General features: G+C 54.6%; 28 protein-coding genes. 18 read left to right on the top strand and 10 right to left on the bottom strand.

Annotated features, from left to right (window positions below):
* Position 1 precedes the first annotated feature (1 nt).
* From N655_RS0111475 to pyrE, 5 genes are all read right to left on the bottom strand, one after another.
* Positions 2-271, bottom strand: coding sequence for a flagellar biosynthetic protein FliQ (locus N655_RS0111475; protein WP_026443113.1), 270 nt, complete (start codon positions 269-271; stop codon positions 2-4).
* Positions 271-972, bottom strand: a complete 702-nt coding sequence (gene fliP, locus N655_RS0111470; RefSeq protein WP_026443112.1) for a flagellar type III secretion system pore protein FliP — start codon at positions 970-972, stop codon at positions 271-273. Before fliP ends, N655_RS0111475 begins: the two co-directional genes overlap by 1 nt.
* On the bottom strand, positions 969-1,235 hold the full coding sequence (locus tag N655_RS0111465) for a flagellar biosynthetic protein FliO (RefSeq protein WP_026443111.1): 267 nt from the start codon (positions 1,233-1,235) through the stop codon (positions 969-971). Before N655_RS0111465 ends, fliP begins: the two co-directional genes overlap by 4 nt.
* 24 nt (positions 1,236-1,259) lie before the next feature.
* On the bottom strand, positions 1,260-1,607 hold the full coding sequence (locus tag N655_RS0111460) for a FliM/FliN family flagellar motor switch protein (protein ID WP_026443110.1): 348 nt from the start codon (positions 1,605-1,607) through the stop codon (positions 1,260-1,262).
* Between the two features lie 73 nt (positions 1,608-1,680).
* Entirely contained in the window at positions 1,681-2,280 is a 600-nt protein-coding gene (gene pyrE / locus N655_RS0111455; RefSeq protein WP_044935793.1) for an orotate phosphoribosyltransferase, read from the bottom strand.
* 224 nt (positions 2,281-2,504) lie between these two features.
* Here pyrE and N655_RS0111450 point away from each other — a divergent pair, with 224 nt between their 5' ends.
* Entirely contained in the window at positions 2,505-2,918 is a 414-nt protein-coding gene (locus tag N655_RS0111450) for a hypothetical protein (RefSeq protein WP_026443108.1), read from the top strand.
* A gap of 37 nt (positions 2,919-2,955) precedes the next feature.
* Here N655_RS0111450 and N655_RS0111445 read toward each other — a convergent pair whose 3' ends face one another.
* The 3 genes from N655_RS0111445 to miaB are packed head-to-tail and all read right to left on the bottom strand — an operon-like array spanning position 2,956 to position 6,401.
* A complete protein-coding gene (locus N655_RS0111445; RefSeq protein ID WP_026443107.1) occupies positions 2,956-4,476 on the bottom strand; it encodes a lipopolysaccharide biosynthesis protein in 1,521 nt (506 codons plus the stop codon).
* A 55-nt stretch (positions 4,477-4,531) separates the two neighbouring features.
* On the bottom strand, positions 4,532-5,017 hold the full coding sequence (locus N655_RS0111440; RefSeq protein ID WP_026443106.1) for a bifunctional nuclease family protein: 486 nt from the start codon (positions 5,015-5,017) through the stop codon (positions 4,532-4,534).
* 13 nt (positions 5,018-5,030) lie between these two features.
* Positions 5,031-6,401, bottom strand: coding sequence for a tRNA (N6-isopentenyl adenosine(37)-C2)-methylthiotransferase MiaB (gene miaB / locus N655_RS0111435; RefSeq protein WP_238324694.1), 1,371 nt, complete (start codon positions 6,399-6,401; stop codon positions 5,031-5,033).
* Positions 6,402-6,538: 137 nt separating this feature from the next.
* Between miaB and N655_RS0111430 the strand changes: the two genes are divergently transcribed.
* The 8 genes from N655_RS0111430 to N655_RS0111395 all read left to right on the top strand — a co-directional run bounded on the left by N655_RS0111430 (position 6,539) and on the right by N655_RS0111395 (position 13,063).
* Positions 6,539-6,985, top strand: coding sequence for a PaaI family thioesterase (locus N655_RS0111430; RefSeq protein WP_044934526.1), 447 nt, complete (start codon positions 6,539-6,541; stop codon positions 6,983-6,985).
* 89 nt (positions 6,986-7,074) lie between these two features.
* Positions 7,075-8,025 carry a pyridoxal 5'-phosphate synthase lyase subunit PdxS gene (pdxS, locus tag N655_RS0111425; protein WP_026443103.1) on the top strand — a complete coding sequence of 317 codons (951 nt, stop codon included), beginning with the start codon at positions 7,075-7,077 and terminating at the stop codon, positions 8,023-8,025.
* Entirely contained in the window at positions 7,982-8,698 is a 717-nt protein-coding gene (gene pdxT / locus N655_RS0111420; protein WP_490327959.1) for a pyridoxal 5'-phosphate synthase glutaminase subunit PdxT, read from the top strand. The genes pdxS and pdxT overlap by 44 nt, the downstream gene beginning before the upstream one ends.
* A gap of 14 nt (positions 8,699-8,712) precedes the next feature.
* Complete coding sequence (locus N655_RS0111415; protein ID WP_238324693.1) at positions 8,713-9,534, top strand: cytochrome c oxidase subunit II; 822 nt, start codon at positions 8,713-8,715, stop codon at positions 9,532-9,534.
* Positions 9,498-11,225, top strand: a complete 1,728-nt coding sequence (locus tag N655_RS0111410; protein ID WP_238324692.1) for a cytochrome c oxidase subunit I — start codon at positions 9,498-9,500, stop codon at positions 11,223-11,225. The genes N655_RS0111415 and N655_RS0111410 overlap by 37 nt, the downstream gene beginning before the upstream one ends.
* A 25-nt stretch (positions 11,226-11,250) precedes the next feature.
* The gene (locus N655_RS0111405; RefSeq protein ID WP_026443099.1) at positions 11,251-12,009 is read left to right on the top strand and encodes a cytochrome c oxidase subunit 3; all 759 of its coding nucleotides are present in this window, start codon (positions 11,251-11,253) and stop codon (positions 12,007-12,009) included.
* Between the two features lie 243 nt (positions 12,010-12,252).
* Positions 12,253-12,693, top strand: coding sequence for an ATP-binding protein (locus tag N655_RS18550; protein ID WP_044934523.1), 441 nt, complete (start codon positions 12,253-12,255; stop codon positions 12,691-12,693).
* Positions 12,694-12,712: 19 nt separating this feature from the next.
* On the top strand, positions 12,713-13,063 hold the full coding sequence (locus tag N655_RS0111395; RefSeq protein ID WP_026443098.1) for an STAS domain-containing protein: 351 nt from the start codon (positions 12,713-12,715) through the stop codon (positions 13,061-13,063).
* 55 nt (positions 13,064-13,118) lie between these two features.
* On the opposite strand, the gene N655_RS0111390 is transcribed toward N655_RS0111395, so the two are convergent.
* Positions 13,119-14,255, bottom strand: a complete 1,137-nt coding sequence (locus tag N655_RS0111390) for a DUF7544 domain-containing protein (protein ID WP_026443097.1) — start codon at positions 14,253-14,255, stop codon at positions 13,119-13,121.
* A gap of 281 nt (positions 14,256-14,536) precedes the next feature.
* Between N655_RS0111390 and N655_RS0111380 the strand changes: the two genes are divergently transcribed.
* The 4 genes from N655_RS0111380 to N655_RS0111365 all read left to right on the top strand — a co-directional run bounded on the left by N655_RS0111380 (position 14,537) and on the right by N655_RS0111365 (position 20,488).
* Complete coding sequence (locus tag N655_RS0111380; protein WP_069955825.1) at positions 14,537-17,980, top strand: carboxypeptidase-like regulatory domain-containing protein; 3,444 nt, start codon at positions 14,537-14,539, stop codon at positions 17,978-17,980.
* Positions 17,981-18,091: 111 nt separating this feature from the next.
* The gene (gene dapA / locus N655_RS0111375) at positions 18,092-18,991 is read left to right on the top strand and encodes a 4-hydroxy-tetrahydrodipicolinate synthase (protein WP_026443095.1); all 900 of its coding nucleotides are present in this window, start codon (positions 18,092-18,094) and stop codon (positions 18,989-18,991) included.
* A gap of 1 nt (position 18,992) precedes the next feature.
* Positions 18,993-19,613, top strand: a complete 621-nt coding sequence (locus N655_RS0111370) for a hypothetical protein (RefSeq protein WP_026443094.1) — start codon at positions 18,993-18,995, stop codon at positions 19,611-19,613.
* A 29-nt stretch (positions 19,614-19,642) separates the two neighbouring features.
* Positions 19,643-20,488 carry a 2,3,4,5-tetrahydropyridine-2,6-dicarboxylate N-succinyltransferase gene (locus N655_RS0111365; RefSeq protein ID WP_026443093.1) on the top strand — a complete coding sequence of 282 codons (846 nt, stop codon included), beginning with the start codon at positions 19,643-19,645 and terminating at the stop codon, positions 20,486-20,488.
* A 37-nt stretch (positions 20,489-20,525) separates the two neighbouring features.
* Here the strand turns inward: N655_RS0111365 and murJ are convergent, their stop codons facing one another.
* The gene (murJ, locus tag N655_RS18545; protein ID WP_238324691.1) at positions 20,526-22,109 is read right to left on the bottom strand and encodes a murein biosynthesis integral membrane protein MurJ; all 1,584 of its coding nucleotides are present in this window, start codon (positions 22,107-22,109) and stop codon (positions 20,526-20,528) included.
* Between the two features lie 85 nt (positions 22,110-22,194).
* Here murJ and N655_RS18540 point away from each other — a divergent pair, with 85 nt between their 5' ends.
* From N655_RS18540 to N655_RS0111335, 5 genes are all read left to right on the top strand, one after another.
* Positions 22,195-22,839: a carbonic anhydrase gene (locus N655_RS18540; RefSeq protein WP_044934521.1), complete on the top strand. Its 645-nt coding sequence runs from the start codon at positions 22,195-22,197 to the stop codon at positions 22,837-22,839.
* A gap of 126 nt (positions 22,840-22,965) precedes the next feature.
* Positions 22,966-24,186 (top strand): tetratricopeptide repeat protein, encoded by a 1,221-nt coding sequence (locus N655_RS0111350; protein ID WP_049961386.1) that lies wholly within the window; start codon positions 22,966-22,968, stop codon positions 24,184-24,186.
* Between the two features lie 132 nt (positions 24,187-24,318).
* Complete coding sequence (locus tag N655_RS21050; protein WP_081823689.1) at positions 24,319-24,651, top strand: PspC domain-containing protein; 333 nt, start codon at positions 24,319-24,321, stop codon at positions 24,649-24,651.
* 51 nt (positions 24,652-24,702) lie between these two features.
* A complete protein-coding gene (locus tag N655_RS0111340; RefSeq protein WP_238324690.1) occupies positions 24,703-25,467 on the top strand; it encodes an alpha/beta fold hydrolase in 765 nt (254 codons plus the stop codon).
* A gap of 46 nt (positions 25,468-25,513) precedes the next feature.
* Positions 25,514-25,999 carry a hypothetical protein gene (locus N655_RS0111335; RefSeq protein ID WP_026443089.1) on the top strand — a complete coding sequence of 162 codons (486 nt, stop codon included), beginning with the start codon at positions 25,514-25,516 and terminating at the stop codon, positions 25,997-25,999.
* Positions 26,000-26,028: the final 29 nt, after the last annotated feature.

Here is a 26,028-nt window from a genome sequence, read left to right as displayed (position 1 = left end):
CTCAGCTGATATAGCGATGAAGATCGCCCAGAAGTGCAACCGTATAAAAAACCAGCCGACGAAGGAACCACGGCAGTCCTGCCAGCAGCGCCACTGCCACAATCACAATTCGCGGAACTGTACTGAGGGTCTGGTCCTGAAGCGAAGTCAGTGTTTGAAACAGGCTGATACAAAAGCTGGTGATCGAAGCCAACACGAGCACCGGCGCACTGACAATCAGGGCCTCTTTCAACAAATGCCGCATAAGATCCACTACCTGGTCCGGTCCCATCAGAAACTCCTCAGCAAAGAACCGGCCAGCAGGTTCCATCCATCGACCATCACAAAGAGCAAAATCTTGAGCGGCGTGGAAACAACGACCGGCGGCAATTGAAACATTCCTATTGACGTAGTTATGGAAGCCACAACCAAGTCCACCAGCAAAAAAGGCAGGAACAATACGGCACCGATTACAAAACCAGCTTTGAGTTCAGAAAGCATGTAGGCGGGTACGATCACCCGCAGAGGCAAACTGTTCGGGTCCTTTGGGCGTTCGGCGAGCGCGGCGGAGGCAAACAAAGCCAGGTCCTTTTCGCGTGCATATTTCAGCATGAACTGCTTGGGAGGTTCTACCCCTCGCTGTATCGCTTCCATTCCGGAAATCTGTCCCTGACGGAAGGGCTCCACGGCCTGGTGATCAACTGCGTTCAACACGGGCTGCATCAGAAACCATGTCATCATCAGCCCCAGCCCCATCAATACTTGATTGCTTGGTGCCGTCTGTGTGCCGAGTGCTTGGCGCAGAAAATGAAACACCACCAGCAGCCGCACCATCGGCGTCATAGAAAGCAGGATCGCCGGCAATAAAGTCAGTAGTGTCAGCCCAAAGACAATCGTCCAGGGGACCCCATTATTGTTTGCCAGATGCTGGGGTTGGCCAGGCAAAGGAAGCAGCGATGGGAGCTTCACAAATAAAAGCAGAACCGTACTCATCGCGATCTGCTCCTCCTCTGCTCGTCCTCCGCCTTCACTTCTGTAATGGAATGAATCGTCTCTGCCCCAGCAGCTAGAAGAAACTTTCTTCCACCGCAATCAATCAGAAAAAGCATCTTTTTCGGACCAAGAGAAAGCCGCTCCTCGATTCGCAGGACCCCATTTTCCCCTGCCCTCTTCTGGATGAAAAACTGCGCCAGCAAAGCAAAGATTCGCCGCAGCGAAAGGCCCTTTCCTGCGAGTGGAGTTTCTTTTGTCGTCATAGCTTTCATGACTCCCACCACAGCTCAGGCCAGCCTCGTCACGCGAACGGCAAGCTTTTGGTCTACGACCTCAAATTCAGACCAGACCAGTTGCACATCTCCGCACCAAAGTGGAAGGTCTTCCGTGTGGGGCCACGCGGTTTCAACGATCTTCCCTTTTTCCAAAGACAGGAGGTTTTGTACGCGAAAAGATGGCACCGGCACCCGGAGGTCCAGTTGTAAAGGAAGTTTTCCGGCCAACTCCACCATTGCGCCTACACCCAGCGCTGTTTCACCCTCGACGGATGTAAGGGCAGCATGGACCTGGGCCTCCTCGGGGGCAGCCCCGGCAGCAGAGCTTGCATTTTCAGCAGATGTAGAGTCTGTTGTCATGCCGCTTGAATTTGCAAGCGGCTGACCGGAAACAGGACAGCAGGATTAGAAAAATTTTACTTGTAGCGCATCCTCACCGCCCCAACTGCCGAAGATGGGCCGCGCGCACGTCTTTTGCAGTAAATAAGGAGAAGAAAGGAGCATCCTGCGCCGCCTGCTCCACTGCGGAGCGGCCGCCTGCCTCTTCACGCTCAACCAGGCAGGCCACCGCAATCACTCTCAGCCCAGCCTCGCGTGCGGCTTCGATTGCCGTAATTGTGGAGGCGCCTGTCGTGCAAACATCATCTACGATCAGCACGGGGGCATCCTTTTGCAGGAACCCCTCAATCCTCCGTCCTGTGCCGTGCGTCTTTTCAGCTTTGCGCACCAGAAACCCATGAATCAGCGGTGATCCAGGATGTTGCTGCGCGTACCAGGCGCTGGCCGATGCTACATTCGAAACGATTGGATCGGCCCCTAGTGTCAGACCTCCTACGGCCGCCGGGTGCACCCTGCGCTCCTGCAGCAGCTCCAGCAGAGCCAGTCCCGTGAGCCTTCCGCCTTCTGCGTGGAGCGTAGTCAAACGGCAATCAATGTAATAGTCGCTCGTTCCGCCAGAAGAGAGTTTAAACTCACCCAATTTGAAAGAGAAACGGGCCAGCAGCTTCAGGAGTGCATCACGATATTCAGTCATCAAGAACGATTGTAGAGGCAGAATCCCGGAAGATAAAAAGCTGTTTGCATCCAGTGTGCTCACCCCACAAAGAAAAGACATGACGTTTTGGCCCGATTTCTTGACCCGGCACAAAACCGGACCTGTCTCCTAGGAAACAAAACAAAATGCAATTTTTGACATTCAGCAGAAATTTATTAAAGAATTCTGGAGGAATAAAGCGTTTTAGTTATCGCGATACTGCCATGCCTTACCGTCGACTCTATTTCTTCGCTTTGTTGTGCTCTGCCGCTTCTCTACCGGCCCAGAGCTACCCATTCCGGAATCCAGCACTGCCTGTAGAAGTCCGCATTTCTGATCTGCTCTCACGCATGACTCTCGATGAAAAAATCAGTGCGCTCAGTACAGACCCAAGCGTGCCGCGTCTCGGAGTAGTGGGAACAGAACACGTCGAAGGATTGCATGGTCTGGCACTGGGCGGTCCCGGCGGATGGGAAGGCCGCGGTAAGCCGGTCATCCCAACTACGCAGTTTCCTCAGGCGCGCGGACTGGGCCAGACCTGGGACCCCGACCTCATCGAAAAGGCAGCCGCTGTTGAAGCTTACGAGACCCGCTATGCTGCTGGCAGGTACCATCGTGGTGGATTGTTACAAGACTAGGATCTAGAAACTGCCAGGCATTCGTCTGGATGGAGTTTTATCCGTTTGCATCCTGTAATGGGAAAGCTTTGCTGAACTTTCCCCATAAGAGCGCGCGTACTTCATCAACCTTGAAAAACCGATAGGAAACCACAAATGTAACGAGAAACCCGGCTACTGCAATCAATCCCTGCAGCGGATACGTGAATTGGGCAATATGATAGGCCGGCCAGAAGAAAACAGCGCATCCGGCCAGCATAATGCCGAAAAGGTGATAAACCGGCGCCCGATCCAGTTGCGCTTGCCTGCCAAATAGCCTTGCATTCAGATGCAGTAAATAGAGCAATTGCACGGTTTCAAACAGCAGCCAGGTTATCGTAAACCCGTCCAGCTGTATCCAGCGAATCATGGGAACCGCAATCAGAAGCATGGTTGAGTATGCTGTAATTGCCAGATAGGAGATTTCCTTTACATGGTTGGTGGAAAACTGGAATTGATATTTGTGTTCTTTGATGCTCTGAATGGAAACCGTAAGTCCTAACAGCATACAAAAGAGCGGCTGGTAAAGGGCCCCCTTATGAAGCCATATTTGGAGTAATAGCGGGGTCGCTAACCATGACCCGAGTGTCAGAGGAGGTATCAACAGCAGAATGATGCGTTCAGAAAACTCATATAGCTTTTGCAGCTTCTGCCAGTTTCTCTGACCAAAATTGATGGTGATTTCCGGCCCAATTGAGTATGTCAGCAAATTGAGGACCCTTCTGCTCATGGAATAAATGGTCCTAGTGACACTGAAAACGACTACGGCAGCCGGACCCAGCAATCTCTGCATCAGAATTGCTGGTAGTTGGTATACCAGTACATTTGAGGAATACAGCAATGTGTATTGCCCGCAGGGCCTCAGGGTGCTCCCCAGGGACCCCTTTTTCCAATAGCGCAGCGTTGGGCGCAAATCGGGAGCGAGACGGCTGAAATCGACAATCAACCAGAGAGCACCCAGTAATGTGATGGCCAGTTGCGCTCCCGCAATGGCTGGGAAAGAGGCATGCTTCATCACCAGCGGGACTTGCAGCAGTAACACCAGAAACTGGAAAAGATTTCCGAAATTCTGCCCGCGGTGCGGAATGCCAATCACCATATAGCTGTTGCCAAAAAAACTTAAGAACATATTGGCAACTACTTCACAACCTAAGATATAGACCGTCCATTGCGCCTCTCTCAGCGGCAGCGTCAGGCGTAGCCAACGATCCAAAGGCAGAAAGAAAACAATCAACAGTAACAAACTGAACAGCAGCATTGCCGTCAGCAAAATCCTTAATCCAGCCGACTGGACCTCCCTTGTCTCCTGCAGCTCACCACGGTTGTAGTGGATGGTCATCTGCATATTGGTGTAGGTTTGCAGACCATAATTAAAAGTAATCAGGTAAGAAATGGCCGCACTCAGGGCCAGCCACTGTCCATAAAGGCTTTCACCAAACGCATGCAGAAAGGCTGGCGGCAGCAGAAGCTGTGTGAGGACCGTAATGATCTGTCCCAAATTATTGGCTGCAAACAGCTTTCCGATGCGGCGTAAACTCATGGGATCCTAAAAGGCAGAGAAGGCGGTGATCCTGCCGGCAGGAAGAAGCTGTTGCCTACATCTTGTAGCGGCCAAGGTCTTCATCATTCAGGTTTTCCAGCCAACGTCGCAGTTCTTCCTGCGTTGCCTGATCGGCAGGATTGGGAATGACCTTCGCCACACGCAGTACTTCTTCATTCACATAGATGGGGCAGTCGGCGCGCAGTGCTAATGCAATTGCGTCCGAAGGGCGGCAATCAATCGTTACCGTCTCTCCATCTTGTTCGAGCCAGAGCACGGCATAAAAGGTGTCATCTTTAAGTTCCGTGACTACTACACGCTGTAGGGTCGCATTCAGCCCCTGCATGACATTCTTCAGCAGATCGTGGGTCATGGGGCGCGGCGTGGTTGCCTTCTCTACCTCCAGGGCAATGGCATTGGCTTCATACAGACCCACCCAGATGGGAAGCACAGTATCTCCCTGAACATCCTTCAAAATCACAATGGGAGCGTTCGTCGAGGGATCCACCATCAGGCCACGGATTTTCATCTCAATTTCCATCTGGCACCCCCCTTTACGCTACTGCTTCTCCCAGCAAACTATTCGGAAAACTTTTTGTCACTTTTACCTGCACATAGCTGCCGGCCGCAGGAAGGATCGGTTGGCTGGATGTAAAGTTCAACGTTTTGTTCTGTGACGTACGCCCGATTACCTGTCCCCGGGTCTGGTTATAACCTTCAACCATCACTTCAAGAACATGTCCTATATGTTTGCTATAGTTTACGCGTTGTATCTCGCGCTGACGGTCGAGCAAAATCTGCAATCGCTGTGATTTCACCTCGTCCGGAATTGAGTCTGGCATCGAAAGCGCCGGAGTATTGGGACGCGGAGAGTACTTGAACGCAAACACACCGTCATACTGCACTTCATGCAAAAGAGTAATCGTCTGCTCAAAGTCTTCCGGGGTCTCTCCGGGAAAGCCGACAATGATGTCTGTCGTCATGCTGATCTGGCGCTTTGCCGCCTTGATCCATGAGATGCGCTCCAGATACCATTCGCGCGTGTATTCTCGCTGCATCAGCTTCAGCACATGGGATGACCCGCTTTGGACCGGAAGATGTACGTGGTCGCAAAGGGTTGGAACGGCATCCATTGCCTCGACAATGTCTCGCGTAAAATCGCGCGGATGCGAAGTCGTAAACCGCACGCGCCGGATGCCTGGGACCTCGCCCACGGCCGCCAGCAGCTCCGCAAAAGACTTCTTTCCTTCCGGATCGCGATAAGAGTTTACATTCTGTCCAAGTAACTGGATCTCGGTATAACCTGCATCCGCCATGCGGCGCGCCTCGGCCAGGACAGAGCTTGAAGTCCGGCTCCGCTCTTTGCCGCGCGTAAATGGGACCACGCAGTACGCACAAAATTTGTCACAACCTTCAATAATCGTGATATAGCCCCGATGGGGGTTGGACCGGACCGTGAACTCGGTTTCAAATGTCTCCTCTGTCTGGCGATCGTCCAGCCCGGTGATGCGCCGGTCACCAAGCTCCAGGCGTACCAGCATTTCCGGCAATTTGCGATAGGAAGCCGACCCGGCCACCAGCGAAACATGCGGAGCACGCTCAAAGATATGCTCGCCCTCCTGCTGCGCTACGCACCCCAGCACGCCAAAGCGCTTTCCCTGGTCGGTAAGTTTCTTGAAGTCGTTGAGGCGATGAAAAACCTTCTGCTCCGCCTTATCGCGAATCGAACAGGTGTTATAGAGGATCAGGTCCGCATCCTCTTCCGTTTCCACCTGCCGGTATCCCTGCTGCACCAGGGTGCCAATGACCTTTTCCGAGTCATGCACATTCATCTGGCAGCCAAAGGTTTCCAGGTAGAAGGTTTTGGAGCGCGCAGGCACTTCTTTTTCCTGCAGGGCATCCACGATTTGAGGTTCCGCCATCATTCACTCTGATTATATCGCCGGCCTTCGTCTACAGCCTGAATCGGGCCACGAACATGATGGATACCGAAACAGGCCCTTCCTTGCCCAGCTAGCTTTTCCTATGTCATTGTCATGATTGTCCGGAAAGAACGCACGGAATGAAATTCCTAAAGTTACTGCCTCTAGCACATAGCTCCCTGAACGATTGCTTCGGCTGCGGCATGGGAAACAAAGCCGGTCTACGTCTGCGCTTTCAGGTAGATGAACAGCAGCAGATTGTCTGCTTTGTACGTCTGGCCCGCCGTTTTGCCGGCCCTCCCGGACACGCGCACGGCGGCATCATCGCCACACTCCTCGACGAAGCCATGAGCAAGGCCAACCGCATTCATGGAACCATTGCCATGACGCGCCAGATGGAAGTCGAATATTTTCGCCCCGTTCCGCTGAAGCAGCCACTCACATTGACGGCAAGGCGCACCTCATGCCAAGGGCGCAGAAACTTCTGTGAAGCGGAAATTCACGATGCGTCGGGTATGCTCCTTGCCCGGGGAAAAGCTCTGTTTGTCACAGTGGACCGCAGCAAGCTTACCCCATCTCGGGCATAAACTGTGCTCTCTTAAAGCTGCTAAACTAATAGGTTCAGAACAACTTTTCGTCGCGTGCCAGAGATCTGCGCCGCTACATGAGGGACCACATGACACAACATACAAATCATGGAACTTCCAGCACCACTCTTCGCCTAAAAGTCGGCCTGGCCGAAATGCTCAAAGGCGGCGTCATCATGGACGTCATGAACGTCGAGCAGGCACGCATCGCTGAGGAAGCTGGCGCTGTTTCCGTTATGGCTTTGGAACGTGTCCCCGCCATGATTCGCGCAGAGGGCGGCGTGGCCCGCATGGCGAATCCAAAACTCATCAAGGAGATCATGAGCGCCGTCTCCATTCCCGTGATGGCAAAGGCCCGCATTGGTCACTTTGCGGAAGCCCAGGTATTGCAGGAAATCGGCGTAGACTTCATTGACGAGTCCGAGGTCCTGACCCCGGCTGATGAGGAACATCATATCGACAAGCACGCCTTCACCACACCGTTTGTGTGCGGCGCACGCGACCTCGGCGAGGCCCTTCGCCGCATCGCAGAAGGCGCAGCCATGATCCGCACCAAAGGCGAAGCCGGCACGGGGGACGTCGTCCACGCCGTCAAACACATGCGGACCCTTATGAAGGAAATCCGCAGCCTGACGGTTTTGGGCGAAGACGAACTGTATGCTGCCGCTAAAGAGCTTCGCGCGCCCTACGAACTGGTCCGCATGGTGGCGAAGAACGGCAAACTGCCCGTCCCCAATTTCTCTGCCGGAGGCATTGCCACTCCAGCGGACGCGGCCCTGATGATGCAGCTCGGTGCCGAATCGGTCTTCGTTGGCTCAGGAATCTTTATGAAGGAGCGCGCTACTCCGCTCGACGTGGAACACAACCCGGAAGAGCGCGCCGAGGCCGTCTCTCGCGCCCGTGCCATTGTCATCGCCACCACGCACTACAACGACCCCAAGATCGTAGCCGAGGCCTCAGAACAAGTCACGGGCACGATGAAAGGCCTGGCGGTGACTGCTCTCGAACAGGAACAGCTGCTGCAAACCCGCGGCTGGTGAACCCGCCGTTCAGGCAAGCGCTGAAGCAAAACAAACGAACTCCTTAGGAACAAGGGGAGGGTGTACTCTGGACATCGCTAGACAAAAAGCACCTCTCATCGGCGTTCTCGCCATTCAGGGCGATTACGACGCCCATGGCCAGGCGCTACGCGACGTTGGCGCAGATGCGGTCTTCATCCGCAAGCCAGCAGAACTCGCCAACATCGACGGCCTCATTATCCCTGGCGGCGAGTCCACAACATTCCTCAAGTTTCTTGCCCGGGACGGCTTCCTCGACACACTCCAGTCCTTCGTGGGCCACAAACCCACCTTCGGCACGTGCGCCGGCTGTATCCTGTTGGCCGGAGAGGTCCGCAACCCTGCGCAGGAGAGCCTTGGCGTCTTAGATGCTACTGTCGAGCGCAATGCCTATGGTCGCCAGATTGACAGCTCCATCCAGACACTGGAAACCAAGCTCCCCGGAGGACCCCTGGAAATGGTCTTTATCCGCGCGCCGCGCATCCTTAAGACGGGTCCGGACGTCGAAGTGCTTGCTGCGCGTGATGGCTTTCCAGTCCTCATCCGACAGGGACATCTTCTGGCGGCCACGTTTCACCCGGAGCTCTCTTCTGACCGACGGGTCCATCAGTTATTTCTGAATTTGGTACGCGAGCAGCAAATTCGGCCCGTCTGAGTGAAAATCAAAATATGTGTGCGGCCGCAGGTTTTCTCGTAATGAGTTACAGCGGCAGCCGTATCTGGTGGATGCCTCCTGATGGCTCTCTACATGGCCCTGTCGCCGACCACCTGATGTGGTTGAACCTGGTGGGGTTAGGATTGCTGTTTCTACTGTCACAGGTCCTGCTCGCCTACAGCTTGTTTCGCCGGAACCAACAAAACTTTTGTTCTCCAGAGCGGGAGAAAACGGAGTTGAAGGACCTGCATTTCTTCTCCCGTGCAAAAATACTTTTCTGGAAATACGAACTCTTCCCGCTCATCGCGCTCACCATCCTCTACACCGGGTTGGCCATTGCTGCCCAGCGTCTCTGGGCCGCCAACCGCTTTCAGGGAGCATCCCCACAGGCCCTTCAGGTTGAAGTCACCGGTGTGCAGTTCCAGTGGTATTTTCGCTATCCCGGGCAGGATGCGGCCTTTGGCGCCACACGTCCTGATCTGGTCAACGCACCTGCGGGAAACCCGCTCGGCCTTGATCCCACCGATCCGCAGGGCAAAGACGACATCGTCTCCAGCACCCTCGTCCTGCCTGCTGGAAGAGAAGTTGACCTCGGCATCCGCTCATTTGACGTCATTCACGGGTTTTTCATCCCCGGCATGCGCGTCAAACAGAACGCCGTCCCCGGCATGGAGATGCACATTCATTTCACCCCCACCGTTCCGGGAGATTACCCCATTCTCTGCTCCCAGGTCTGCGGACTGGGCCACGCCCGCATGCAGGCGCATCTCCGCGTGGTTCCAGAAAGAGAATATGAAAAATGGCTCGCTGCCCATCTACCAAAGGAGTCACGCTGATGGAGCGCTATCGCCCCCTCTCCGCTGGCCACCACAGTATCGGGATGAACTACCTCCTGCTCGCCCTTTGCGCGGTAAGTATGGGCACCGTGCTCTCTGTTTTCATGCGGGTCCACATCATTGCGCCGGAACTGAAGCTGCCTCTCTTCGGCGTTGTTCCGCCAGAGGGCTATCTTGCGCTGGTGACCATGCACGGCACACTGATGGTCTTCTTCGTACTCACCTCGGCCCCGGTCAACGGATTCGCCAGCCTCATTCTCCCTGCGCAGATTGGCGCCCGCAGCATGGCTTTGCCCGGACTGAATGCGCTGTCTTTCTGGCTCACGGCACTTTCACTCGTTGTATTGCTCGCTGCCTTCTTGGTTCCCGGCGGCGCACCCATCTCCGGATGGACCAGCTACCCCCCTCTCAGCGGAATCGCCGCCGCAGGCCCCGGTCAGGCCACTGGAATGGACCTCTGGCTCCTCAGCATCGGCATCTTCTGCGTTGCATCCGTACTGAACGCCATCTGCCTGCTTACCACCATCATCACCAAACGCTGCGCAGGGATGACGTTGATGCGGCTGCCGCTCACCGCATGGTCATGGCTCGTAACTGCGGTGCTGATGCTCTTCGCCTTCAGCATTCTTCTTGTCGCCGTCGTGCTCCTGCTCAGCGACCGCCACTTCGCCACTGGCTTCTTCATTCCTAAAGGCGAAGTTGTTAACGGAATGCTATACGACCGTATGCACCCGCATCCGGGCGGCTCCCCGATGCTCTGGCTGCATCTCTTCTGGTTCTTCGGCCACCCTGAGGTCTACATTGCCATCCTGCCAGCGATGGGGACCACGACTTCCCTTCTGGCAAATTTTCTACGCCGTCCGCCCATAAGCTATCGGTTCATGGTTGGGACCACCCTCGCCATCGGCGCGCTTGGCCTCATGGTCTGGGGACATCACATGTTCGTCAGCGGCATGAATCCCTATGCTGGGACTGCCTTCGGGCTTATCACGATGGCCATTGCCGTCCCCAGCTCCGGAAAAGTCCTGGGCTGGCTGGCCATGTTGCTTCGGGGACGCTCAACCCGTATCCATCCCCTGCCCACACCGATGCTCTTCACCCTGGGTTTTCTCTCCTTCTTTATTGCCGGAGGACTGACCGGTCCTATCCTGGCCCAGCCTATCCTGGATGCATATCTGCACAACACTTACTTCGTCGTCGCGCATTTTCATCTCATTATGGCCATGGCCGGGGTCTTCGCCCTGTTCGCGGCCGTGTACTACTGGTTTCCTCTGATGACAGGCCGCCTGATGAACGAGGGCCTTGGAAAATGGCACTTCTGGCTCTCGCTCTTTGGTGCCTACGGCACATTCTTCCCCATGCACTTTGCCGGACTCGCCGGAATGCCCCGTCACTTTGCCCAGCTCACGGGAAGTACCTCCTCTCTGGCAGCGCTCGTGCCGCTTCAGACTGGAATCACACACTCGGCACTTTTTCTCGCCAGCGCGCAGCTTCTCTTCCTGATCAACCTGGCCTGGAGCGCACGCCGCGGTTCCCTCGCTTCTGTAAACCCCTGGCAGGCAACCACCCTTGAATGGACCGCTTTCGGCTCAAGCCCTTGCCGGGTCAGTCACGCACCCTACGAATACCGTTTTGATGGAAATGCATGGAAACCTGTGATGCAATGCTCCATCGCTCAAAAACAGGAGTAAGCTGATTGGCAGAGGGATTTGCGCCATGCCCGCCACCTTCACCCGTTCCACTACGGATATCGATCGGAAAGACACTGGAATCGGGGGGAAACCACCCGTAGACCGCAGGCCGACCGGTGGCGGAGGGGGCGATGATAACTGGGATCATCACCCACAAGGGCGGCGCGGCCCACGTGAGTTACTCTCCCGCTATCGTCTTGGCCTTTTCTTCGCGCTTGCAGGCGACTTGGTTTTCTTTATCACACTGGTCAGCGCATTCTTCGTCCGTCAAACTGCGGGACACTTCGATGCCCGCGACAACTATGTTTCTGACTGGCACCCACTTGCGATTCCTCCCATCCTCTGGATCAATACCGCTGTCCTGCTTCTCAGCAGTCTGACAATGGAGATGGCCCGGCGCCATCTCTTTCATGAAATAGACATTATGGAGGAGTGGCTCGGCCTCGGTCGCCCTGCGGTTCGTCGCGCAGCTCCCTGGCTCATCAGCACAGCCATTTTGGGCGGCCTTTTTCTGGCCGGTCAATGGATGGCATGGCAGCAGCTGGCCTCACAGGGACAATTTTTTGCTACCAGCCAGAACAGCCACTTCTTCTACCTGGTCACCGCAACGCATGGCCTTCACTTGGCGCTGGGAATTCTGGCCCTGGCCATTGCTCTTTGCTCTCTGTTTTTCCTGCGCAAGGTGGAAATGCGCCAGATTGCTGTAGACTGCACCGCTTGGTACTGGCATACCATGGGAATTTTCTGGATCTTTATCTTTGTGCTGCTCGCTTGTTTTCAGTAAACGAGGGCCTCCCTGACAGCGAATCCAGATTTCGTTCGTGTCCAAACGCTTGTCTGAATCTTCAAAATAAAATCCGTTCTAACGCTTATTTTTTGTGGGAATTTTATCCTCCCGCTTGACATTGTTCTTCCAAGCAAGCAAACTGCCCTCAATAGGTAATATCACCGGACTCCCCAACTTGCGTGATTTCGGCTCGTGGGGGTAAATACGCGGATGTCCAGGCACCATGGCAGGGAAGACCATTTGACAGGATCGAAGGCAAGCCGGATCACTTATACACTCGAATCCTCGCTGGACAGCGTGAACCGGGTGGAACAAACCGCCGAACAGATGGCGAAAAAGGCAGGGATGGAGGAAGATGAGGTCTTCCGGGTTGCCATGGCCGTCCGCGAGGCAGCAGTCAACGCTGTCCTCCATGGAAATTCCTACGATCCCGAAAAGAGAATTACTGCATCTTTTGAAAATACAGGAGACTCTTTGGTCATCCGTATTGCCGACCAGGGAAAAGGATTGGACCCCAGCACGCTCCCTGACCCCCTGGCACCAGAAAATCTCCTGCGCGGGTCGGGACGCGGAATCTTTCTTATCCGTTCTTTCATGGATGAGGTACACTTCAAACAATTGCATCCAGGAACCGAGCTGACGCTCATCAAACATCTGGGGCCCGCCCATACCGGCAGTTAGTCTTAAGGAGGAATTTTACGTGAGCATGAAGTTGAGCACCCGTCAGGTTGACGGTGTAACCATTCTTGATCTCAGTGGCCGTATTACCCTTGGCGAAGGCAGTGTCCAGTTGCGTGACGCCATTCGTGATTTGCTGGGTAAAGGCCAGAAAAAGATCCTGTTGAATCTGGCCGACGTGAACTATATTGACAGTTCGGGGATCGGCGAATTGGTAAGCGCCTACACCACTGTCCGGAATCAGGGGGGTGAGCTGAAGCTCCTGAATCTGACCAAGAAAGTCCACGACTTGCTGCAAATTACCAAGCTGTATACCGTCTTTGATATCAAAGACGATGAGGCAAGCGCCATCGCATCTTATTCTCGCGCATAAGGTCTGTTCTTTCTCATAAGGCTGCGCAGATGCGCAGCCTGTGCTTTTTTGCGGATTAGATTACGTCCGGCGGGGACGCTTCCGGCAATGAACCAGAAAGATCCTGAGGAAATACTGTCTGGACATCCGTTCTGTCTTTCTCAGGAGGTTCCAACAGGTCTCCCAGCCTTGCATAGCGGGACCCATAGAAGAACACCGCATAGGACTCCTTCAAGACTCCTACCGTGCCGTATATCGAGACCATCGCCATCAGATACAGTGCAATCAAAACTACAGCCAGGACTGCTACGATAAGAACAAAGCCAAACTGCATCACCACCCCACCATGCCACATCGTGCGATAAAGGAGCAGGCTGACCAGACCGCATCCTGCCCCGGCCACCAGAAGCACAATGCCTACCAGAGTAAGCAATACCCAGCTTATGCCAATCGACAGAACGAAGCGCACCAGCAGATATCCCAAAAACATGGCTGGGCCTTCCTGCAGCAGCAGGAAAAATCTGCGAAACGCTCCTCCAATCGGGGCGTCTTCGAGGGCCATCGGCGGCAGCACAAAATCCTGCAGGACGGTGTCCACAATCATCCAGCAGAGTGCAAGCAAAAAAAGGACTACCAAAACTGGAAGCATCGCGGCCAACAATGGCAGAGGGTTGGGATTGGAACCCTGCAGCGCCTCGGCCCTCATGGCCCGTAGCATTTTCAGAAAAAACGGGCCGGTTGAAATGGCAGCGACAAGGAAAAAAGCCAGAGAAGCAAGCAGCATCACCCCAACATACCGCCACGCCTGCGACCCATATTTGATCCAGGACCGGCGGATGCTACCCTGCTTGTAAACAATCAGGTCAAACAGCGTAAAGCGTAAACGGCAGAAAAGATAGACCACTGCGGCCCAGAAAAAGAGGCCCAGCAGGAGCAGGACCGCAAGGAGGACAACGCCAGTAACCGTACTCATACCTGGCTGCCACGCTGCGTTAAAACCGCTCCTGAGCGGGTGTCTTGCAGCCATACTGCCAGCGACAACCTGCACAGCCTGCAATGGATACGAGACCATAACGGAATAAAATGCGGGCTGCGTTAAAGCCGCGACAACGGCAATTTTGAGAAAAAAACCAAGGTGGAACGGGCTTGCCATTACTTCGCGGGTGCGCCGGAATGCCGGGCCAACCGCTTCTGTAGGAGAAAGTATCTTCATTTTGTTGATGAGAGTACGGCATTCGCGTCTACAGCGCAATCAGGAATTCTTCGTTTCCCGCCTCTTCAGGAAGAAGCACGGCATTTTGGCAAAGAAAAATTTGTGAAAGATTTACATAGGCTTAGCCTTCTTTTTCCTGTACCTCTTGACAATTGTCTTCGCCAGCCATTACATTGCGGCGGAAAATTGGAAACGATTCCAGACCTGCAAAAGGCAAAAGGGTAGCGTTTCCATGTTGGCCGAAAGATGGCCGGATTTTATTTTCCACGAGGAGGACCACGATGCCTGTCCGCTGGCGGACTCGCCTGACGCTGCTTGCCCTCGCATTCTTTGGATTGACTCCAATGATGCTGGCGCAGTCTGATTCATCATCCATTTCCGGAACAATCACCGATTCAGCAGGGGCCGTTGTTCCGCATGCAACCATCACGATAAGGAACGAAGCCACATCAGAGTCCCGGACCGCGATATCCAATGATGCTGGTTTTTACACAGCTTCTAACTTGCCACCGGGGAACTATACCATCCACATCGAGGCCCAGGGTTTTCAAACCTTCGTTCAGGAACATACCCATCTCGACCCCAGCATTGGGCTTCGCGTGGATGCGGCCCTGAAGATTGGCAGTTCCTCTACCACGGTCAATGTGGTTGCAAATGCGAATGTGGTCCAGACAGAAACTGCTGCGGTAGGCCAGCTAGTCACCAGACAACAGGTGCAGGCCATCCAACTCAACGGACGCAACCCGATCTATCTGGCACAACTTGAGCCTGGTGTACGCCGTGGCAACTCAATTTCAGCTTTTGGTTTTGGATTGGACAACCCATTCAATATCAATGGCTCAAATTATCGTGAGAACGGTCAGATATGGGACGGAGCGCCCATGGTACGCAGTCGCGGCAATGGGACCAGTGTCGGCGTAGCTGATGTGGATTCCACGTCAGAAATGCAGATTCTCACCGCCGCATATCCCGCTGAATACGGCCGGGCGTCCGGAGGGCTCATCCGCATTGTTCCGCGAAGCGGTACCAGCGAGTTTCATGGTTCACTTTTTGAATATCTGCGCAACTCGTTTTTTAATGCAAATACCTGGGTCCGCAAGCTTCCCTCGAACCCGGAGAACATCCGCAACCACCCCTCCGCTTTTCGTTTCAATCAGTTCGGTTGGAACTTTAGCGGGCCCGTTTACATTCCTGGACTTCATTTCAATGAGGGCCGTAGAAAACTTTTCTTTTTGGCTGGTCAGGAGTATTTGCGATATCGCCATGACGACACCGTCACTCGTAAAGTACCGACGCTACTGATGCGACAGGGCGATTTCAGCGAACTCCTGAATCCCAGTAATATTTTTTATGGAAAATCCATTCAGCTTGTTGACCCGAATACAGGCGCGAATTATCCAAACAACCTCATTCCTGCAAATGAACGGAGCAGCAACGGCCTGGGCCTTCTGAATGCTTATCCGGCACCCAATGTGAGCAATCCTAGCTATAACTGGATTGACGCTGCCATTTATCCTGAAGATCAGCGCAAAGACACGCTGGTTGTAGATTATGTTCCTGCCGACAACCATCACCTGCGGTTTTCGCTACTGAACTATAACTATGACAGCGTTTCTCCTCACTATGGCAACTTTAATCGCACACCGCAGGTCTGGCACCGGCCAAACCAGGTTGCCGTCGTCCACTACACATGGACAATAAACCCCTCCACAGTGAATGATGCGTATGTTTCCGGCAGTGCAGACCACGTGCGGATCGGCTATGACCTTTCCAAGGGACTGTACGATCGCACAAAGTACGGCATCAATTACCCCTATCTCTTCCCAGCAGCAGACAAGGAAATTCCAAACAAAATTCCTACCATTAACATTGCAAACTTCGATACGCTCGACGGCGGCCCTTATCCGTCCCATTCAGGCGGGGTGGTCTGGGACTTCGGAGACAGTCTGACGAAGGTCATTGGCAAACATACGTGGAAGTTTGGGTTTCTTTATGAACGTGAAAGCCAGAATGACTTTGACCAGATTAACGTCAGCTCAACTACGCCCGGAGCGACCAACAACCAAAATGGTCTGTTCCGTTTTACGGATACGCATGGTGGCGCTCCCACCTCAAAGGCTGCGGTCGCCAACGCTGCCCTTGGCTTGTTTGATACTTATGGCGAAATCGGTATTCGTTCTTACACAATTTATCTGAGCAATATGTACGAGTATTTTGCTCAGGACACTTGGCGCGCCACGCCCAATCTGGTGATTGAATACGGTGTCCGGCATAGCATCATGCTTCCTTACTATGCGAAGTGGGGAAACCAGACATTCTTTTCCCCGGCCGTTTACGACCCGGCTACAGCACCCACAGTCAATCCCACAACCGGTTTTGTTTCCGGATCAAATCTGATGGATGGCATTGTGATTCCGGGGAGCGGATTTCCTGACTCGGCCAAGGGCCACGTTCCAGACAACATTTTGAATAACAGCTATTACAAAACACTCTTCCACGGATTTGACCGGGGCTATAACCCCGTCGTCTGGACCAACATCCAGCCGCGCGTTGGTATCACCTATTCTTTGGATCCAAGAACGGTACTCCGTGCAGGCGGCGGCCGCTACTTTGATCGCCTGGGCGTAAGCGATACCGTGCACCTCGGCGGCAATCCACCGTTCCAGCCCTCTGGTACCGTCAGCTTTGGTTCCGTAGACAATCCCGGCGGCATTGGAACCAATAACTATCCCATCAATATGACTTCCTACGCCTATCACTTCCCCTCTCCGGAAGCATGGTCGTGGACCCTCACAGCAGAGCATGAATTTTCTGAAGTCGGTGTCTTCACGCTTGGATACGTAGGACGGCGCGGTCTTCACCTTCAGCACCTGGAAAACATCAACCAGCTGCTGCCCGGGACTCTCATCAGAACTCCAGTCAGCAAGCCGGATGTCCTTCGTACCTATCAGGGGTATTCGGTCATCCAGCAGCAGACCAATGATGGCAAATCCATCTATCACGCTTTGCAGGCGGACCTGCGGCGGCGCGTGACCCACGGCCTCATGTTTGGCATCGCTTATACCTGGTCGAAAAGTATGGATTCCACATCCGACGCGGGGAACAATATTCCCAACTACTACGATCCAATGGAATTCTGGGGACCCAGCGATTATGACACCCGGAACATCGTTGTCATCAATTATGTTTGGAACATCCCGTTTGCCAACAGCTCTTCTAGCTGGGCCATCCGAAATGTGTTTGGAAGGTGGCAGATTTCCGGAACATCGCAGTTCCAAAGCGGATCTCCCTTATCGGTATCCACGGGAGACGATTTTGCTGGCGTCGGTCCGGGCTCTGGCAATCAGCTTTGGGTAAGAACGGGCCCGGTACAGATGCTAAAACAGAGTTCCCCGAATAATTCCAGAAATGCTTATTGGTTCAACAAGCAGATCTTCCAAAAACCCGCGGCGGGCACGTTTGCTCCCCGTGAGACCCGCAACCAGATCTACGGCCCCGGTTTCCAGAGCTGGAATATAGCCATGCAGAAAGCATTCCCTGTAATTCCTTCTCATGAAAATAATCAGCTCATCTTCCGGGCGGAAGCATTTAACTTCACGAACCATCCCAACCTAAGCAATCCAGACACAAATCCGACCAGCAGTACCTTTGGAAAGGTGACGACAAAAGGCAGCACATATGCCTCCGATCGTCAGTTGCAGTTCAGTCTGCGTTATCAGTTCTGAAGTTATTCTCTTCGCAGGACTATGGGCGATACTCTCAAGGTATCGCCCAGACTTTGAGTACTGTAAAAGTCACAAAATCCCCCATCTCATTCCCGTGTAAACTCATGATTGATGGACTTAAAAGGTTGCGGCACCGCACTGGTGACTCCGTTTCGCGCCGATGGCGCCATTGACGAACCGGCACTGCGAGCACTTGCCGCCTGGCAAATCGAAAGCGGAATCAACTGGCTGGTGGCCTGTGGAACAACGGCAGAGACTCCCACGCTTGATGAAGGCGAATGGCTGCGGGTCATTCATATTGTGACGGATGCGGCGGCGGGCCGTGTTCCCGTCTGGGCAGGATGCACACACAACGCAACCCGGGAGGCTGTGCGCAAAGCACAGGCAGCAGCACAGATCCCTGGCGTCTCTGCAATTCTGGTGGCAAACCCTTATTACAACAAACCTGGCCAGGAGGGTCAGTATCAGCACTTCAAGGCCATCGCAGATGCCGTGTCCCTCCCCGTCATTCTCTACAACATTCCCGGACGCACCGGCACCAACCTCGAACCGGCCACTGTTCTGCGTCTGATTGAAAATGCTCCGAACATTGTGGGCATCAAAGAATCCAGTGGCAATCTGCCTCAGATCACTGAACTGCTTACGCAAACGCCGCAGCACTTTCACGTATATGCCGGAGACGATAACATGGCCCTCGGTGTCATCGCAGTCGGCGGGGCCGGCCTTGTTTCGGTTGCTTCTCATGAAATTCCTGGCGAAATGGCGCAGATGGTCCAGGCAGCGCTTCAAGGTGACTGGGACACAGCGCGCCGCATCAATCGCACCTACTATCGCCTGATGCAGGCCAATTTCTGGGAGACGAATCCTGCTCCGGTGAAGGCCATCCTTGCCATGATGGGCCGCATCGAGGAACATTGCCGGCTGCCTATTATTCCAGTCACACCTGCTACCCGATCTAGGCTGGAAAAGGTGGCCAGTGAAGCAGGTCTGCTGATCAAGGCCATCCCCTAGCATGCGCTTACCTGCCAGCCCGGTAGTTGTTTTCCTGCTGTTGCTGGGTCTTGTACCAGCCTCCAAGGGTGCTTCCGGCCCTTCTTCCTGCGCCGCAAGGATTCATTCGTTTAAAAACTCTGCTCCGCTTTCCTCTCTTCCTAAAGAGCAGCAGAAGAAAATACTCCGCGCGCTGGACGATGATATTGCGGAGTTGTCGGAAATTGATCTGGCCAGTACGGAGAGGAGCAAATCCGCCTACCGGCAATATGTTTCTGATCGACTGCAATTTCAGGCCGTCAAAAGTCCGGCGCTTCAAGGCCAGCTCCTGCTCATTAGCTATCAATCCAATACGATGTGCGGTGAAAATAACAATTGCCCCGTCTGGATTGTCCGTCTGGGGCCATCTGGGGCCACATCCATGGTGCCATGGCAAAAAGAACTCGGCACCAGTGCTGGAGGCGGCTGGGGTTTCGTCAGCCGTGTGCAAACGGGCACTTCTTTTCCTGAAATTATTCTGCTTACCCATTTTTCCTCAGCTCAGACCGGGCTGTCTTGTTACAGCGAATCTAAAAGGCAATATCTGCGCATCCCTTGTTCTGCGGAGTGTCTGCGCTGGCTTCAGTATGCTGACGAGTGGTAGGCGGCAAAATTGATAGACTCGGTTTTGTGATGCAGACCAACGATCTACAGAAAAGTATTGAAGAGTATTTTGCTGCTGGCGCTGCGGCTGTGGGCAATTCGGCGGCCATGGCGGCATTTCAACAACTGTGCGACTGCCTGGAAAACGGCACGCTGCGTTCTGCCGAACCGGACCCTGCTGCTCCTACAGGCTGGCGGGTCAATGCCTGGGTGAAGCGGGGCATCCTGCTGGGTTTCCGACTCGGAAAACTGGTTGCCTCTGGAGAAGACCTTTCGTTTGTCGACAAACACACGTATCCAGTGCGTAGATTCACTCCGGAAGACGGTATTCGCATCGTCCCCGGGGGGTCATCGGTCCGCTCCGGCGCATATCTGGCAAAATCCGTCGTTTGCATGCCTCCGATGTATATCAATGTGGGTGCCTATGTCGACGAAGGAGCCATGGTGGACTCTCATGCTCTGGTAGGAAGCTGCGCGCAGATCGGCAAACGCGTCCACTTGAGTGCTGCCGCACAAATTGGTGGCGTACTGGAGCCGGTAAACGCGAGCCCTGTGATTCTGGAAGACGATGTACTGATCGGGGGAAATTGCGGAGTCTATGAAGGCACGATCGTGCGCAGAGGAGCCGTGCTTGCCGCCGGAACAGTGCTGACCCGCGGCACCCCCGTCTATGACATCGTGAATGAAACGATCCTGCGGGCATCTGGCGAAACTCCACTGATCATTCCCGAAAATGCCGTAGTGGTACCGGGCGCGCGTGCGGTCACGAAAGGCAAAGGACGTGACTGGGGACTCAGCATCTACACTCCGGTAATCGTCAAATATCGTGACGAAAAGACAGAACTTAGCCTTATGCTGGAAGACCTGCTACGTTGACCCTCTGAACATCTTCTTACGGCGGGAAACATGAAGTTTATTCCCGCCGCAGGAGCCGCTTCAGCCTCGTCGGAAGAGCCACCCCCAGCATCATTGTCAGTGTGAGATAGCACAGCGCATAGACCACCAGAACCCCAGCAGCCAGAACCAACGTCCGCTGTGCGGAAAAAATCTGCTTGACGCCGTAAGCAATGGCCGCCGCCAACGCTGCAGCCATCCAGAGCTTTGCCAGCCGTACCCCGGAGAACGGGGCCGTTCCAATCCGGCGGTGCAAAGCATGCCGCAGCAGCATAAATTCCACCCAGCCTGCAATCCCGGCTGAAAATGTAAGCCCGGCCACGCCCCATAGGCGGTCGATTCCCAGCATCCGGGGCAGAGGAAGGGCGCAACAATAGCCCAGAGCAACCGTCAATGCTACGCGGATGAGCGCAAAATACAGCGGGGTCCTGGTATTACGCAAGGCGTAAAAGGCCGATGAATAGAGTCTTCCAGAAGTGGAGGCCAGTAGACCAACTGCCGAGCCGGCAAGCACCCTCCAGACGACGGTTACATCACTGCCGTGGAACCTTCCGGAACGGTAGATGATGGAGACAATCATGTCGCCCAGCGCCAGAAACGCAACGGCCGAAGGCACAACAAAAAAAGAAATATTCTGCAGTCCGGCGGCCAGACGCTTACGCAGCGCAGAAGCAACTTCCTCCTCGGTGCCCAGCTCGCTCGACATGGCTGGCAGTTCCGCCGCAGAAACTGCCATTCCAAAAAGGCTGACCGGCAGAAGACTGAGGGTCTGTGCATAGCTCAAAACGGCCACAGCGCCCTGAGGAAGAAAGCTGGCCAGCAGCGAGTCAACATAAGCGCTGATCTGTACCACGCCGCGGCTGAAAAACACCGGCGTAAAGCTCCGCGTCACAGCCCGTACCTGTTCAGAACCGAGCTGTAAATGCGCCCGGAGGGGCCATAAAAACCGCATCACCCTTGGGAGCTGGATCAAAAACTGCAATCCGCTGCCCACTACCGATCCAATGGCCGCAGTCACCGCCAGTCTGGATTCGGTCTGATTCCCACCCTTCCAGACAAGAACAGCGATGATGGCCAAATTCCACACCACCGGGGCCGCATAGGAGAGGAAGAATTTCCGGTGGCTGTTCAGGATCCCCAGGCACCAGGCAGAAAAAACCAGCAGGGCAGCCCCGGGAAAGAGCAACTGTACCAGCCGGATGGTCAATAGACGGGTTTCTCCATGAAATCCGGGAGCAATGGCATCAATCAGCCAGGGAGCGGCAAAGATTCCGGCCCCGACCAATACAGACGTCACCAGAAAAAGCAGGGCGAAGATGGCCTCAGCCAGCCGGGAAGCTTCCTCATGACGTCCCTCCGCACGCAGACGGGCATATACCGGGATGAACGATGCCGAGAGCACGCCTTCGCCGAAGAGGTTCTGCAGAAAATTGGGGATGCGGAAGGCGGCGCGAAAGGCATCTGCCGCAGCGGAAGTACCAAAATAATGCGCAAAGACGCGCTCCCGGACCAGACCAATCACGCGGCTGAATAGAATTCCTGAGGCAACAGCAACTGCCGCCGCTTTGGAAGAAGAAGTTTTACTGGGAGTTGTCGCAGTCAAATCATGATTATACGGGGCGAGCATCCCGAAGAGGGAAGGCCAAACAAATACATCCTTTGCCGAGATTCATTAAGATAGAACTGCCATGGAAAAATTAATTGCGGGATATAAGAAATTTCGTTCCGAAGTCTACCCTGAAAAGCAGGACCTGTTCCAGCAGCTGGCGCAATCGCAGAACCCTCAAGCGCTTTTTCTGACCTGCTCAGATTCGCGCATTGTCCCGGACCTGGTCTTGCAAACGGGCCCCGGAGACCTCTTCCACTGCCGCGACGTGGGCAACATTGTGCCTCCTTACGGAGAAATGCCGGGAGGTGTTTCCGCCACCATCGAGTATGCCGTCAGTGTGCTGAAAGTAAGGCACTTTATCATCTGTGGGCATTCCGACTGCGGGGCCATGAAAGGCCTGCTCAATCACCGCAGCCTCGACAGCCTGCCCAATGCCGCCTCGTGGCTGCGTTTTTCCCGGCCTGCTCTGGAGACCATAGAAAAAACGCTTGGTCCCGAGGCTTCGTACGACCAGCGCCTTCAGACATTGATCCGGGCAAATGTGGTCCGCCAGATGGAGCATGCCCGCACACATCCTTCGGTAGCTGCGGCCCTGGCCAGCGGACAACTTCTGCTCCACGGATGGACCTATGACATTCCCCATGGCATCGTTGAGGCGTTCCATCCTGAAAGCAGTCAATTTCTTTCTCTTGATCAGATGCCACTACCGGTCCACGCAAAGTAAGTGCGAGTGGGAATCCCGTCTTCCGCTTGTCCGGCAGAAAAGCAGAAGACGGGAAGATCCTCAGGAAAGCGCCCTTTTTGTGTCGTCCAAATACTTGCCTGCTTTCGTCTAAGATTGACAGAACGAATGATGCTTCTGCGTATCCGATCGGCCTGGAGAGTCGTGGCCAGCTCCCTTCTGTTGGGCGGAGCCATCTTGGTCCATGCAGATACCGTGGACACCGACCCCTTGAACCGCGACACCAAAGTCCGCGAGGCCTTTGACCGTTTCTACATCATGGATTACAACGGGGCCATCTCCCGCTTTGAAACCATTCAGGGCGAGCACCCCACGAGTCCTCTCACTACGGATTACCTGCTCTACGCGACCCTCTTTAAGGAGCTCTTCCGGCTTGACCTTCTGGACACAACTTTTTATGCCAACGATGGCTTCCTGACCGGACGCCACACGGTGGTGGAAGACCCGCAGGTGCGCGACCAGATTAAATCTTTGGCAGACAAAGCTGTGAGACAGGCAGACATCCAGCTTCAATCCAACCAGAACGACGTCAATGCCCTCTTTGCGCGAGGGTGGGCAAAGAGTCTGGAGGCAACCTACATTGCCATGGTGGAGCGCAGCTTCGGCCCGGCCCTGCATCTGGCCCTTTCGGCACGCAGTGACCACGTCCGTGTACTGCAGCTTGATCCGAATTATGTGGATGCAAAGCTGGTGGTAGGTGTGTACGAGTATGTTGTCGGCGCACTTCCCCTCCCTTTTAAGCTCCTCATTGGAATTGCGGGGATTCACGGCTCCAAGGCCACCGGCATGGAGATGCTGCGGGATGCAGCCGCCCGGGGGATCATTACCTCTGTGGAATCGCGCACATGCATGATGCTGTTTCTGCGCCGTGAGGCCAGATATGCCGAAGCAACCCAAATCGCCGAGTCGCTGGTTTCCCAGTATCCACGCGACTTTCTGTTTCGGCTTGAAGTCGCCAACCTGCAAAAGGATGCCGGCCTTGGTCCTGTGGCCATTGCCAGCTATCGCCAAGTTGTCGATCTGGCAAAGAAGCCTGGCTATTTCCCTGCTACGCATCTGGAGCTTGTTTATTTCGGCCTGGGCGACAGCCTGCGGGGACAAAAAATGTATGCCGACGCGGTTGAGGCCTACCGTGAGGGCGCCTTCCAGCCCACAACCAGTCCTGAGCTAAAGCGCCGCTGCCTGCTCGCCGCAGGGGAGGTCTACGACCTGATGCGCGACCATGCCAGGGCCAAGGAGCAATATCAGGCCGTAATCGACATGGGTGCTGATACCGTCCAGGGCCAGCAGGCGCAGAAATTTATGAAAACCTCCTATACCGGCAAGTAGCCACGCATACCAGTATCTGAAGGAATACAATCATGTGCAGCGCCACCCGGGAACAGACGATTCGGTTTTTGCGTACTTTCCTGGGAAAAGATTTTTTACGTACTTTCTCCGGCATCAATATAGGAGGGCATCGTGGCAATTTACTGTAGTCATTGCGGAAAGTCTCTGGGAGAGGATGCACGTTTCTGTTCCGGATGCGGAAAACCTCTTTATGCGCCGGCTGCTCCTTTCGCGCAGACAAGATTATATCGGCCACGCACAGGGCGCATGGTTGCAGGGGTCTGCGCAGGCCTGGCAGTTCACTACAAATGGGACGTGGTATGGGTGCGCGTGATTACAGTACTTGCGACGATTTTTTCAAGCGGCGCGGGACTTATCGCATATATTGTCTTCTGGGTGGTGATGCCAGAAGAACACTTGGCGCTCCCTCCCTCTCAAGGCCACCCTCAGCCTACGGACAGCTAAAATAGAGTTGTGTTTTACACCTCAGACGGAGCACGCCTTTTCGCAGAGATTATGGGGGAAGGAGAGGACGTTGTCCTCCTCCATCCTACTCCGGTCCATCACACCTTCTGGGTCCCTGTAGCCGAGATGCTGGCGCAGAAGTACCGCGTCATTCTGCCAGATCTCCGGGGTCATGGAAGATCCGAGGCAGGCGATGGTCCCATCACCATTCAAAAGCTCGCCGCAGATGTCGAACGGCTGCTTGAGGAGCTTGGCATCCATCAGGCGCTTTTCGGAGGATGCTCGATCGGCGGATATACGCTGTATGAGCTTTGGCGACGGGCACCAGGGCGTGTTCGTGCTCTTGCCTTCTGTTGCTGCCGTCCGCAAGCCGATTCTGAAGCTTCACGCCTCAAGCGACACGACTGGATGGAGGCCATCCGGCTGCATGGAACCGGAGATTTCTTTGAACAGATGCTGCATACTCTCATTGGACCCACGGCACAGCGCCGATTCCCCCATAAGCTAGCTGAAGCGCGGAAGATGATGGAGGCAATGACACCTGAGGCCGTCATCGCCGTACAGCAAGGCCTTGCCGCCCGGCCCGACTCGGTGGCCACCGCAGGCACAATCAGCGTACCCTGCTGTGTCATCGCCGGCGCAGAAGACCCCGGCAGTACTGTGGAGGACATGAAGTTGCTTGCCGAAGCGATCCGGAACGGAGGCCACGGCGCTGAATTCCATGTCCTGCATGACGGTGGTCACTATGCTCCCTGGGAGCAACCGGAAACGGTTGGTCCCATTCTGCGACGTTTCTTTGATTCCGTAGCTGGGTAGTGGAACCAAGAAAAGCCGATGAGCGTATTTGCAGAGAGGAGTCCGCATGTCACGCCGTTTGCTGCATCTTTTCTGTATCGTCTTGCTTTGTGTATGTAGTTTTGTACCGCGCGCTTATGCCTCCAGCAGCCGGGTTTCCTTTTTTCACGACATCAAGGTAAGCGCAGCAGAGGAGACCGATGACCTAGTGTGCTTTTTTTGCACTGTCCATGCCGACGGGAAAATAAATGGAGATGTTGTGTCCTTCTTTGGCGGGGTGCTGCTGAACAATACAGAAGCCAGCGGGGACGTCGTTTCCTTCTTCGGTCCGGTCAAGCTGAACGGAGATGCACACATTGGAGGGGATTGCGTTGTTTTCGGGGCGCCGCTCGATCGCAGTGATGATGCCTCCATCAACGGAGACAGCGTACAACTTCCTCTTGTGATTTTTGTATTGCCTGTCATCATTCTCGTCCTGATCCTTTATGGCCTGGTCGCGCTGATCCGCCGACGCAAATATTCTGCATATCCGCCCTACCCACCCATCCGGTAGATGCTCCAGGACTGGACGTCGAACGGAAA

The sequence above is a fragment of the Pseudacidobacterium ailaaui genome, assembly GCF_000688455.1.
Lineage (GTDB): Bacteria > Acidobacteriota > Terriglobia > Terriglobales > Acidobacteriaceae > Pseudacidobacterium > Pseudacidobacterium ailaaui.
The sequence above is the reverse complement of the archived record's forward strand: the minus strand, read 5'-3'. Positions and strand labels throughout refer to the sequence as shown.

Coding starts and splice junctions, on each gene's coding strand:
- N655_RS0111475 (WP_026443113.1), bottom strand. CDS start 271: ATGGGACCGGACCAGGTAGTGGATCTTATGCGGCATTTGTTGAAAGAG.
- fliP (WP_026443112.1), bottom strand. CDS start 972: ATGAGTACGGTTCTGCTTTTATTTGTGAAGCTCCCATCGCTGCTTCCT.
- N655_RS0111465 (WP_026443111.1), bottom strand. CDS start 1,235: ATGACGACAAAAGAAACTCCACTCGCAGGAAAGGGCCTTTCGCTGCGG.
- N655_RS0111460 (WP_026443110.1), bottom strand. CDS start 1,607: ATGACAACAGACTCTACATCTGCTGAAAATGCAAGCTCTGCTGCCGGG.
- pyrE (WP_044935793.1), bottom strand. CDS start 2,280: ATGACTGAATATCGTGATGCACTCCTGAAGCTGCTGGCCCGTTTCTCT.
- N655_RS0111450 (WP_026443108.1), top strand. CDS start 2,505: ATGCCTTACCGTCGACTCTATTTCTTCGCTTTGTTGTGCTCTGCCGCT.
- N655_RS0111445 (WP_026443107.1), bottom strand. CDS start 4,476: ATGAGTTTACGCCGCATCGGAAAGCTGTTTGCAGCCAATAATTTGGGA.
- N655_RS0111440 (WP_026443106.1), bottom strand. CDS start 5,017: ATGGAAATTGAGATGAAAATCCGTGGCCTGATGGTGGATCCCTCGACG.
- miaB (WP_238324694.1), bottom strand. CDS start 6,401: ATGATGGCGGAACCTCAAATCGTGGATGCCCTGCAGGAAAAAGAAGTG.
- N655_RS0111430 (WP_044934526.1), top strand. CDS start 6,539: ATGAAATTCCTAAAGTTACTGCCTCTAGCACATAGCTCCCTGAACGAT.
- pdxS (WP_026443103.1), top strand. CDS start 7,075: ATGACACAACATACAAATCATGGAACTTCCAGCACCACTCTTCGCCTA.
- N655_RS0111415 (WP_238324693.1), top strand. CDS start 8,713: ATGTGTGCGGCCGCAGGTTTTCTCGTAATGAGTTACAGCGGCAGCCGT.
- N655_RS0111410 (WP_238324692.1), top strand. CDS start 9,498: ATGGCTCGCTGCCCATCTACCAAAGGAGTCACGCTGATGGAGCGCTAT.
- N655_RS0111405 (WP_026443099.1), top strand. CDS start 11,251: ATGCCCGCCACCTTCACCCGTTCCACTACGGATATCGATCGGAAAGAC.
- N655_RS0111390 (WP_026443097.1), bottom strand. CDS start 14,255: ATGAAGATACTTTCTCCTACAGAAGCGGTTGGCCCGGCATTCCGGCGC.
- N655_RS0111380 (WP_069955825.1), top strand. CDS start 14,537: ATGCCTGTCCGCTGGCGGACTCGCCTGACGCTGCTTGCCCTCGCATTC.
- dapA (WP_026443095.1), top strand. CDS start 18,092: ATGGACTTAAAAGGTTGCGGCACCGCACTGGTGACTCCGTTTCGCGCC.
- N655_RS0111370 (WP_026443094.1), top strand. CDS start 18,993: ATGCGCTTACCTGCCAGCCCGGTAGTTGTTTTCCTGCTGTTGCTGGGT.
- N655_RS0111365 (WP_026443093.1), top strand. CDS start 19,643: ATGCAGACCAACGATCTACAGAAAAGTATTGAAGAGTATTTTGCTGCT.
- N655_RS18540 (WP_044934521.1), top strand. CDS start 22,195: ATGGAAAAATTAATTGCGGGATATAAGAAATTTCGTTCCGAAGTCTAC.
- N655_RS0111350 (WP_049961386.1), top strand. CDS start 22,966: ATGATGCTTCTGCGTATCCGATCGGCCTGGAGAGTCGTGGCCAGCTCC.
- N655_RS0111340 (WP_238324690.1), top strand. CDS start 24,703: ATGGGGGAAGGAGAGGACGTTGTCCTCCTCCATCCTACTCCGGTCCAT.
- N655_RS0111335 (WP_026443089.1), top strand. CDS start 25,514: ATGTCACGCCGTTTGCTGCATCTTTTCTGTATCGTCTTGCTTTGTGTA.